An 11,101-nucleotide genomic window follows, 5' to 3' on the forward strand; every position below is an offset into this window, starting at 1 on the left:
CTTTAAAGTTTACTCTATTCTGTTTCAGCATTTGTCATAAATCCTTAATTATTTCTGACTTTTTAGTTCATTTTTTAACCATTCTTTCCTTAACTTAATGGCAGTGACAATAAGCCTATCTATCATTCTGATGTGATTTCAGTTTTGTTTACGTGCAAACTCTCTAATCCCACCTTGTAGTTAGGATAAATTAGAGAGACATTAAGATCTTTTTTAATTTTAACATTACTTACTCTCTTTGATCCTAAATAAAAACTCTGTGCATAATCTGGTAACTCAATTGGTTCTGGAGGGCTAACATTGAGAAGTTTGGTCGCATATATTACCACTTCAGATTGTGTAGTGGGTAAATCGTCTGCACAATTGTATATTTCACCAGGTTTTATGTTTTGCATGGAAGAAAATAAAATATTTGATATATCTTCAACGTGAATACGAGAAAAAAAATGCCCTTCTTTTTTCACATTTCTTGCTTTGCCAAGCTGCAAGTCAATTAACACGTTCCTACTAGGGCCGTATATTCCAGCTAAACGAAAAATATGTACAGGCAGTTTGCTATTTAGCCACTTCCTTTCAGATTTAAGGCGTTTTTCTCCTCTGATTTCTATAGGTTTTGTTTCAGATTCCTCATTCACCCAATTACCAGAGTGATCACCATAGACGCTAGTTGCAGACAAATAACCAAGCCATTTTACATTTTGCAGGCAATCACCGTATCTCTCCACAACATCATCACCATCTGGAGGAATAGAAATTAAAACGTGCGTTGCGCTTTTAAGCAGATCTTGGCTAACCTTCTCATAATTAAAGAGGATTACATTTTGTATATCTTTACTTCTTGATGTGCCACTGACTTTCCAACCTAAGTTCAGTAATTTTTTCGATAAAAATTTAGCTACATATCCATAACCAAAGCAAAACAAGTGCATGAAAATTAATTTTTAAAATTCTTCTTGATAAATTCTACTCCTAATTTTATTCCCTCTTCATTAATAATATGCCCTAATGCATGAATTGGGTGTCCTTCAACATTTACTCCATTTTCTTTCAGAGCTTTAACCGCTAAGTCGAGGGACGAAAAAGGTACCACGTCGTCAGCATCACCATGGATAACACATATGTTAGGTTTTGATTTGATCTCTGGTGCAGTTTTTGAAGGTAAAAGAAACCTACCAGAGTATGCAACAACTGATGCACAGGATTGAGAGCGGGTGAGAGCTGTATGTATTGCAAGCATTGCTCCTTGAGAAAATCCAACTAAAGAAAGTTGCGTATCTTTTAAATTAAGCTCCTTTAATTTTGTATCAATGAAATGATTTACAATTGATGTAGCATTTTTTACTCCATTATATAGCGCTTCCTCACTACGATCTTCCAAGCTAAACCACTGATAACCATCACCTATTTCTCTCTTAAACGGAGCATTGGGTACTGCAAAATATGAACCCAGTAAAAACTTGCTCATAACTTTAGCAAGGTGAACAAAATTATCACCACTTGAGCCCCAACCATGTAAAAAAATAATCAAATTTTTCTTATTTCCGCCTGCACAAATTTCTGGGCCTTTAAGTTCAATCATTTTTTTTCCTTTTGCGTTTATATTTTTATCTAACACTAATTTTCAAATTTGTAAAACCAATGTGCAATTACGTTCCCGATACTATAGCTAAAGTGACTTAGGTTCATCGACGATTTGAAAAACCGTCATTCCGCTACTTGTTAGCGGAATCTATACTAAGATACCGCGAATGAATCGCGGTATGACGTAGGATTGCTGTCATTCCAGTGCTTGACACTGGAATCCAGGAAACTTAACTTTACACCAGGTAATAAGAACTGGATCCCAGTGTCAAGCACTGGGATGACACCTCTGGGCACTGCCGTCATAAAGGAACCAGTGTCAGCTACTTTCATGGCATCAATAATTGACCTCGACTTACCGTCCAACTAGAAAGTTGTATATAGAATGACAGAAATCCAGATGTTATTTACTTACTTTCGATCTTTTCTATCAATTTTTTAACTAAGCCTCTTAGCTTTTTACTGGATTCATCAAGCTCTTGAATCTGCGAGCTGTGCTCTTTCATTAGTTCCTTATAGTTACCTCTTATGTAGTCAATCATTTCCTTCATCTGAGCAATCATCTTGTTAACATCCATACTGCCCAAATCAGGTATCATGCCAGGCATAGCCCCTTCTAACATACCGCCAGCCATAAGCTGCTGAGACATTTGCATAAATGGTTTTAAAGTCTGATTAAGCAATTCAGGATCCTTGGCTAATTTTTCTATTTGCTCTTTGCAAGTATCCATATACTGCTTCATAAATTCATCTTCTTGCCCTTTGTCTATCATAATTATAACCTACCTAAAAATACGTGTTCTTTATTATATATTATTTTAAAATTAAAAACAATACAAAATACCTGTCACAATTGCATTAATACTTTTTAAATAATAAAAAATGCTCCTTTGCTTATAAAGGGTCACATACCTTCTTTAACCATTTCTTATCTTTTACGCTATTTTCTAAGTTTTTATAGACAAATTGATGGTAGCCATTTATCCATTCAATTTCATCCTTAGTAAGCATTTGCACATTTATTAGTCTTCTATCATATGGAATAGAGGTCAGTTGTTTAAAGTTTAAGAAGCCGTTTTCTTGTCTGTTGACATACATCAGATTTTCAATCCTTATTCCATACTCTCCCGGAATGTAATAGCCAGGTTCGTTGGAAAGTATCATCCCTGGCGTGAGTTTCACTTTATTACTTTTTGATATTGCTTGTGGTCCTTCGTGTACTGATAGGTAACTTCCTACTCCATGCCCTGTACCATGCATATAGTCCATTCCAAATTTCCATAAATGCGTACGTGCTAATATATCCAATTCTCCACCAGTAGTGCCAGGAGGAAAGATGACACTTGCTATAGCAATGTGAGCTTTGAGTACTATTGTATAGTGGGTTATTTGTTCATCAGTTGGATTGCCAATTGCTACAGTTCTTGTCACATCAGTTGTGCCGTCAAGGTACTGGCCACCAGAGTCAATCAAATACAGTCCATCTTTCTGAATTACTTTATTCGTCTTACTGCTTGCACGATAGTGAATTATTGCCCCATTCTCATTAAATGCTGAAATTATTGGAAAACTTAGTTGCTTAAACAAATTCTGCTCTTTTCTGTATTCTAAAATCTTTTCTTCAGCTTCAAGTTCTGTACCAACATTATTTTCAAGCCAATATAGAAAATTTGTAACTGCCACTCCATCTCTGATATGCGCATTTATAGCCCCAGCTATTTCAGTTTGGTTTTTTGCTGCTTTATAAATTAGACAAGGATCTTCTCTCTCAGCTACCTGTTTATCTTTTATTACAGCCATGATACTCATTGGAGTTGTGCTTGGATCCATGACTATTGAATTTAGCTTGTGCAGCGAATTTTCTAGCTCACTAATATCAAAAATATTTACATGATTGCCTAAATTTGCTTCTATAGTTGAATGTTCTTTATCTTGAATAAACAAATCAACATTACCGCTTTTATACAATATAGCACGACCCAATATACATGGAGTATATTTAGCATTTTCGTTTCTTAAATTTAATAACCATGAAATTGAATTTGGATCAGTTAAAAGCACTGCTTCAGCTCCTTTATCTACGCTTCTAGCTATTTTTTCACATTTGTCCTTACTACTTTTACCAGCATATTTAATAGAATGTAAAACCACTGCTTGTTTTCGATAGTCACTTTTTTTTCCAGCTAAACAGGGTATGAATTTACAGATATTCTCATACTTTCTTATATCTTCGATGGTAAAATATTGCAAATAATAACCTAGTGAGGCAGTCGATGTTAAGTTTGCTTTTATCCATTCGCGTGGATCCTCTTCTTGTATATTATATACTTGAAAATTGCCCCGATCGAGCTGATTGCGAGCTTGTGTAATATAGCGTCCATCCGTAAAAAATGGGCACTTGTTGTCTTTTGTAACGATAAGTAGCCCATTTGTTCCTGTAAAGCCACACAGCTTTGTTAGCTCCTCTGAATACTCATTTAAATATTCATCTTTAGTATGCAACATAAATGCATCAACGTTTATCTCGTGCATAAAAGAACGAAATTCTTCGATTTTTGACATAGAACACCTCATACAAAATTAGCAGCCACTTTCGTTTTCCTGTTTCTCAAATACACTAATATGCTCACTATCGCTGCAGGAGTGATGCCTTGTATTTGCTTTGCAATGCCAATCGTTGCTGGTTTTATCGTCTGCAACTTTTCTATTACTTCACTTGACAGGCCTTTAACTTGTGAATAGTTGAAGTTGATTGGAATTTGAGTATTGATTTCCTCTCGTAAAAACTTCATATCTGCTTCTTGTCTTATTAGATAAGGTTTGTATTTTGCTTCAATTTCAACCGCTTCGCATATTTCATTCTTAGTTATGCTACCCACTGCGGTGTCATCCCAGCGCGTGACGCTGCTTAACTCCGGCCATATTTCTTGTAATTTATTCCAGTCGATATTTGGATAGCTAAGTAGATCTAGTGCCGTTTTTCTTATCCCATCATAAGATATTTTGATACCATAAGACCTAAGCTGCTCAGGAGTAATCGTCAAACTCTCTAGTTTTTCTTCAAGTTGCTTAATAGATTTAAGTTTATTCTGTAAAACAGAGTATCTCTCATGCGACACAAGGGAAATATCATAACCTTTTTGTGTTAATCTTCTATCTGCATTGTCTGACCTGATAGCTAGCCTATATTCTGCACGTGAGGTAAATAATCTATAAGGTTCGATCACCCCTTTGGTGACTAGATCATCTATCATTACGCCGATATATGAGTCTGTGCGATGAAGAACAAAGCTTTCTTTTTTTTCAGATGCAGAGAGTGCTGCATTAATTCCGGCAATAATTCCTTGCCCTGCTGCTTCTTCATATCCAGTAGTGCCATTAATTTGGCCAGCAAAATATAGGCCTTTAATTTTCTTAGTTTCAAGAGTATGGCTTAGTTCTCGTGGATCAATATAGTCATACTCAACTGCATATCCAGGTCTTAGTATTTCTGCATTTTCAAGTCCCTTGATACTCTTTATCATTTCACACTGCACTTCAATAGGCAATGAATTTGAAATTCCGTTCGGGTATATAGTATCATCATTCAAGCCCTCTGGTTCTAAAAATATTTGATGACTACTTTTTTCTGCGAATTTTTTAACCTTAGTTTCAATGGATGGGCAGTATCTTGGTGCTATAATATCATCCAAATACGAAGAAGCTGACCTGTGCAGATTCTCTCTAATTATTTTATGCGTGTTTTCATTAGTATGGGTAATAAAGCATGATACCTGAGGTTGGTTAATTTTTTCTGTGAGATAAGAAAACGGCACAGGTGGATTATCACCCACTTGTTCTTGCAATATTGACCAGTTTATAGTGCCACGATCAAGCCTTGGCGGAGTTCCGGTACGCAATCTACCTAATTTAAAATTATATTTCTTCAACGTATTTGCAAGTTCTACGGCAGGCTTATCTCCCATTCTCCCTGAAGGAGTTACCTGCTCTCCTATATGAATCACACCCCGCAGAAAAGTCCCTGTAGTTAGAACGACTTTACTTGTCAGTATATGCTCCCCTGAGCTTGTTATTACAGCTTTAATGCACAATTCTCCATTGTTATTACTCTCTATAAGAAAATCGTCAACCGACTCTTCTTTTACCGTCAAATTATTATAATTTAGAATAATTTCCTGTATTGCTTGCTTGTATAATTTTCGGTCTGCCTGTGCACGTGGTCCCCACACCGCCGCACCTCTGCTGCTATTTAAAATGACTGAGTGTATACTTGCTTGATCGATTGCTCTTCCCATTATTCCATCAAGAGCGTCAACTTCCCTGACTACAACGCCCTTTGCAACTCCTCCGATTGCTGGATTGCAGGACATTTCCCCTATAGTTGAAATTTTATGAGTTATAAGCAGCGTGTTTGCACCAAGGCGAGCTGCAGCAGCAGCAGCTTCGCACCCTGCATGACCACCACCTACTACTACTACATCATATTTATGCATGCCTTCTTGAGTAATTCTTACTCTACTAATATTCTAACTATTAGCGGTTAATGTCAAATTTTACAGTAATTAACTATTTCAATCATCAGTGGCCAATGTATAGCTAACTCACGTCATACCGTCACGGTATCTCTAGATCCCGCTAACAAGCAGCGGGATGACGGTTTTTCAAATTATCGGGTTTTAGTGGGGCGAGCGACCAGGATCGAACTGGCGACATTCAGTACCACAAACTGACGCTCTACCAACTGAGCTACGCCCGCCAAGATATAAAATTTCTAACATAAGAGCGCAAATAGTCAATTGATTATTTAACTCTCCTTTTGCAGAGGGTTTTAAGTTTAGCCAATAAATATTTTCATTGATACTTTTACCATTATAGTTAATTGTATTGACACTAATGAAGTAGTGGTATGTTTAAAAGTATTTTCACATTTAGTTTTTTTACGGCTATTTCAAGGATCTCAGGGTTAATAAGAGATGTATTGATTGCTACGGTTATTGGTGCGAACTCTCTTGCAGACATATTTTTTTCTTCGTTTCGTTTTGCCAATCTATTTCGAGCATTTTTTGCAGAAGGAGCGTTCACTACCTCATTCATACCATTATATTCGACAGAATCATATGATAATAAAAAGGCATTTAATTTTGCAAGTAGTGTAATATCCATTACGTTTATTATCTTAGTAATTTTTTGCCTTATCATGCAAACTTTCTCCCCTTATATGATTCAAATTTTTGCTCCTGGATTTGACCAAAGTAAGTTTACCCTTACTGTTACTTTATCAAGAATTATGATGCCCTACATAATCTTTGTTTCAATTGCATCACTTATTGGTGGAATGCTGCAAGTAAAGCAGCATTTTGCTTCAACAGCTATTGCACCAATCGTTTTGAATCTCTGTTTAATCATCAGTTTGTTTGTGCCTTACGTAAAAACTCCAGCGCACAACCTTTCTATAGCTGTCCTTATAGGAGGAATTTTCCAGCTACTTTTGATACTATTTAGTGCATACAAGTTAAAGGCAGCTTTTTCTTTTAGCCTTGAATTAAGCAATGAAGTAAGGTTATTTTTTAAGCGTGTGATACCTGCAATTATCAACAATTGTGTAACTCAAATAAGCTTATGGATTGATACAATCATGGCGAGTTTTATACCAAATGCGGTGTCCTATATATATTATGCCGATAGACTAAATCAACTACCGCAGGGAATAATCGGTACTGCAATTGGTACAGTGCTTCTTCCTTTAATTTCAAAACAGGTGGATAATACTGAAAATATAGTCAAAATACAGAACAAGGCTCTCAACATAGGATTAATGTTAATTATGCCAACAACTGCTGCCTTTATCATTATTCCCGACATAATTTTACTTACGCTTTTTTCTTACGGCCGGTTTGATCATTATGCAGTGCAGCAAACTGTTCCCACTTTAATAGCATTTTCTCTTTCTTTACCTGCATTTATTATAAATAAAGTATTGCTACCTACATTTTTTGCTAAAGGCAATCTGAAAATACCAACCATATTTTCGCTAATGTGTCTTGGAATTAATGTAGTGCTAAACCTTTTGTTAATGAACGAGTATCAGCATACGGGAATTGCTATTGCTACTTCCGTTTCCACTTGGATAAACTCTATTCTATTAATTAGTTATTTAACAATAAATAAAATGTATAAGGTTAGCCAAGCGTTATTGTTAAATGTCATGAAAATTTTTGTAGCAACGGCAGTCATGTCAATAGCCCTTTATATTTTTAATTCTTTGTTAGCAGGATTATTTTTTGATAAAATGTTGGCTCGTATTGTTTATTTAACGACTTTAATAGCTTTGAGTGTTATTGTTTATTTTGGTATTCTCTATTTAATATTTAAGGGAAACTTTAAGCATGTGTAAATTATGAGACTTTCTTTATATGCTATATTATCAATCTCACTGCTATTAATTCTCATGCATGTTGCTGCAACTTTTAAGGATTGGAGTGGCTACAGGAAATATATCATAAAAGAGTTAGAGAAGACGTATGATGCTAAAGTGCATATTGGGGGAAAAATTAAAGTTTCGTTGATTACCCCAAAGCTCACTATTTATAATGTATACGTACAATACAACGAAAATAAAGAGCAAAAGTTGTCAGATTTAATTAGTGTAAGAAAAATTGAAATAAGGCCATCGTTCCTATCGTTGTTTTTATTTTCGTTGCAACCAAAGTCAATCACATTGTTTGGCATGAAAAGCAACAAAGAAAATTTACTTAATATTATAAATACAAACGCCAGTGGTAACACAGTCAATATAGTAATAAAAGACAGCCAAGTAAGTTTCAAGAATGATTTCGCTGATATTGTTAACATAAAGGAAGTTGCTGTAAAAAAAAATAAGCAGTTTTTTGGTAAAGTAAAGGTAGGTGATAATAATTACGATTTTTCAGGAAAGGTTAATATCACAAAAAGGAATGTACACATTAGTGTTGAATCAAATTTTGTAAATTTGCTATTTACAGGTAATAGAAATCAAGAAGAACTCCAGGGTAATTTAACATTAACAATTAATAACAGTTCCGGTTCTGTGAGTGATTTAGCAAAAATCATTAATCTTAGCTTTCTCTCTTGTGTTATTCCTAGCGAAAATATCAAGATATCATCCAATATAAGTCTTAATGAAAGTGAGTTTACGGCAACTGACTTAAAAATTGATTCCAAAAGCATGCAAGCCAGCGGTACAATACAAAATGATAGAAAAGGCAATCACACTAATTTCAATATTAGCTTCAGTAAAGTTGATTTAGATTCCATAAAAAATGATTCACAAAGAACAATGAATATGAAGGATCTTCTGGAATGTTTTAGAGCAGTTGTGCCAAAGAACTTGAGCTTAAATTTTAATATAGAAGCTTCTAACATTCAATATCAAAACAAAATATTGGACAATTTCCGTGCTGTACTAAAATCCACTGATGGCAAAGTAAAAGTTAATACGCTTCTTAAATTTCCTGGAATCAATAATATATCTTACTTATCAGGAGAGATCTCAAACAATAATGTCCTATCTGAATTCAACGGTGATTTATTAGTCGAAGGAAATGATTTTGGGTCATTCATTTCATGTTTTTTCCCTTCTATAAAGATGAAAGAAAACCAGAAAAATCAATTTACACTAAGTTCTAAACTGCACCTTGCACCAAGAATATTATCTATCTCAGACATTAGACTGCTAAATAATAAGGAATCCTTGCAAGGATCAATTAGAGTAAGCCACACAAAAAAACGCAGTGTGATCGATGGTGAGTTTAGCATGCATAATCTTGATGCAGATAAATATGATCATTCATTATTTAGCAGTTTACCTAAAATGCAATGGCTGAAAAATTTTCAGTATGATGCAAATATAAAGGCCCGTGTTAATAACCTTACATTGAATGATACGAAAATTAAAAATTTGGATTTTTTGCTGAAAATGGAAAAAGGTAAGCTAGTTGCAGATAAAATAAAACTATCTGGAGAAGATTTCGATATTACCGGTAATGCAAAAATATTAGCAGATCAAAAATACGCCAAACCTTTATTAGATGTTAACCTTACGGGCAGTAAATTTAATGGAAAAATTATTACATTACCAAATTTAGTAGAGACGAAAAGAAATTCAAGAAATGAGATAGATCAAATTCAATGGTCAACAAAGCAGCTTGATTTTTTGGATGATAAAGAAGGCCTTGATGCAAATGTGCAAATCAATACTGCAGAATTTAAAACCGAGCATAATGTTTTGAAAGATTTTAATTTGGATGCGGTAATGAGAAACAACACTATCACTATCAGGCAGGCAAGTTACGTATTAGAACACGGGCAAGTGTTTTTTCAGGGTTATTTAAGATCAGACTCAATAAATACAAGGTTTTCTATTGTAAATTTGGACACTAAAAAGATTGGTAAGGTTATAGGAATTGACAATGTAAATGGTCAGGTAAGCTTAAATGGTGAAATCAAAACTCAAGGAAAAAGTTTTCATGATTGGGCTAGTAACTTATCAGGAGATGTAAACTTACAAGCGCAAGGAATAGAAGTTACTAATGTAGATTTCAATTCATTTATCACTAATTTGTTAAACAGTAAGAATAAATCTGAAATTTCCACACTTGCTTATGTTGATATATATAACGGTAAAACATCTTTTGAAAATATTAGCGGAAAAGCAAGTATTAAGAGTGGTATATGTTCAACTAGTTTACAATTCGGGATTGATCAAGCATCAGGGTCAATCTCTTCTAATTTAACCTTATCTAACTTCGCTTTAGCTTCTATATTCAGGTTCTTTTTCATACCGCCAAACCATAGTAATCCAATCTATATCGATATGCATTTGGATGGCCCTATTTGGCGTCCTAAGATGAGTTTTGATGTAGACCAAATCTTCACCGCTCTGGTTGGCAAGAAAAATAGTTGATTTACTTAGGCGTACGGTTTAGGGGACAATGAACTCATCTGAACGGATACAAACTTAACCTAACTCACCACCACCTGGCAGTGGTGGCAAGCCAAAAGCTTCTCTTTTTTCATTGAGTGTCATAAAGCTTGCATTTTCTACGTATTTCCACAACTTTTGTCTCTTTTCCATGAGAATTTCTATTGCATCTTTGTCATACGACAAGCACAGATCTTCACCAAATCTTGGTATCAGCCAAGAATTCAGGTGACAGATAATATTTTCTAGTGTTGGTAAAACCGTTTGTTCCCAGAGGGATAAGCGTGCTTCAACCAAATTGCTATAAGTGTTATCACCTGGTATGCCAAGCAACTGCGGCGGAACGCCAAAAGCCAGGGCAATATCGCGGGCTGAACTGTGTTTGGACTCAATGAAATCCATATCCCTTGGCGATAAGCTCATTTCCTTCCACTCCAAGCCTCCTTCAAGCAATATCGGTCTTCCAGCATTGACAGGACCTGAATAATGATCATTTATAGCATTTCTCATAATAGTCCGAACAGGTCATAGGAAGGCAGAATCAACAGCACGACGAAAGGA

8 protein-coding genes, 1 tRNA gene and 1 pseudogene are annotated in these 11,101 nt (G+C 35.1%); 3 read left to right on the top strand and 7 right to left on the bottom strand.

Annotated features, from left to right (window positions below):
* Positions 1–122: 122 nt before the first annotated feature.
* Positions 123–929, bottom strand: coding sequence for an SDR family oxidoreductase (locus ACIPNH_RS01765; RefSeq protein ID WP_174515871.1), 807 nt, complete (start codon positions 927–929; stop codon positions 123–125).
* 5 nt (positions 930–934) lie between these two features.
* Positions 935–1,579 carry an alpha/beta hydrolase gene (locus tag ACIPNH_RS01770; RefSeq protein WP_174515870.1) on the bottom strand — a complete coding sequence of 215 codons (645 nt, stop codon included), beginning with the start codon at positions 1,577–1,579 and terminating at the stop codon, positions 935–937.
* 210 nt (positions 1,580–1,789) lie between these two features.
* Here ACIPNH_RS01770 and ACIPNH_RS01775 point away from each other — a divergent pair, with 210 nt between their 5' ends.
* On the top strand, positions 1,790–1,951 hold the full coding sequence (locus tag ACIPNH_RS01775) for a hypothetical protein (protein WP_264723899.1): 162 nt from the start codon (positions 1,790–1,792) through the stop codon (positions 1,949–1,951).
* Positions 1,952–1,988: 37 nt separating this feature from the next.
* Here ACIPNH_RS01775 and ACIPNH_RS01780 read toward each other — a convergent pair whose 3' ends face one another.
* From ACIPNH_RS01780 to ACIPNH_RS01795, 4 genes are all read right to left on the bottom strand, one after another.
* A complete protein-coding gene (locus ACIPNH_RS01780; protein ID WP_064125381.1) occupies positions 1,989–2,354 on the bottom strand; it encodes a hypothetical protein in 366 nt (121 codons plus the stop codon).
* 121 nt (positions 2,355–2,475) lie between these two features.
* Entirely contained in the window at positions 2,476–4,143 is a 1,668-nt protein-coding gene (locus tag ACIPNH_RS01785; RefSeq protein ID WP_264723900.1) for an aminopeptidase P family protein, read from the bottom strand.
* A gap of 8 nt (positions 4,144–4,151) precedes the next feature.
* Positions 4,152–6,074, bottom strand: coding sequence for a tRNA uridine-5-carboxymethylaminomethyl(34) synthesis enzyme MnmG (gene mnmG, locus ACIPNH_RS01790; RefSeq protein WP_265024476.1), 1,923 nt, complete (start codon positions 6,072–6,074; stop codon positions 4,152–4,154).
* A 187-nt stretch (positions 6,075–6,261) separates the two neighbouring features.
* A tRNA-His gene (locus ACIPNH_RS01795) sits at positions 6,262–6,337 on the bottom strand.
* 150 nt (positions 6,338–6,487) lie between these two features.
* Here ACIPNH_RS01795 and murJ point away from each other — a divergent pair.
* Positions 6,488–7,975, top strand: coding sequence for a murein biosynthesis integral membrane protein MurJ (gene murJ, locus ACIPNH_RS01800; protein WP_010962984.1), 1,488 nt, complete (start codon positions 6,488–6,490; stop codon positions 7,973–7,975).
* Between the two features lie 3 nt (positions 7,976–7,978).
* Entirely contained in the window at positions 7,979–10,522 is a 2,544-nt protein-coding gene (locus ACIPNH_RS01805) for an AsmA family protein (protein ID WP_400771347.1), read from the top strand.
* Between the two features lie 54 nt (positions 10,523–10,576).
* On the opposite strand, the pseudogene ACIPNH_RS01810 reads toward ACIPNH_RS01805, so the two are convergent.
* Positions 10,577–11,050 (bottom strand): annotated as a pseudogene (locus ACIPNH_RS01810) (phage portal protein); the annotation flags it as partial.
* Between the last annotated feature and the right edge of the window lie 51 nt (positions 11,051–11,101).

Source organism: Wolbachia endosymbiont of Drosophila barbarae (assembly GCF_044752445.1).
Taxonomy (GTDB): Bacteria; Pseudomonadota; Alphaproteobacteria; order Rickettsiales; family Anaplasmataceae; genus Wolbachia; species Wolbachia pipientis.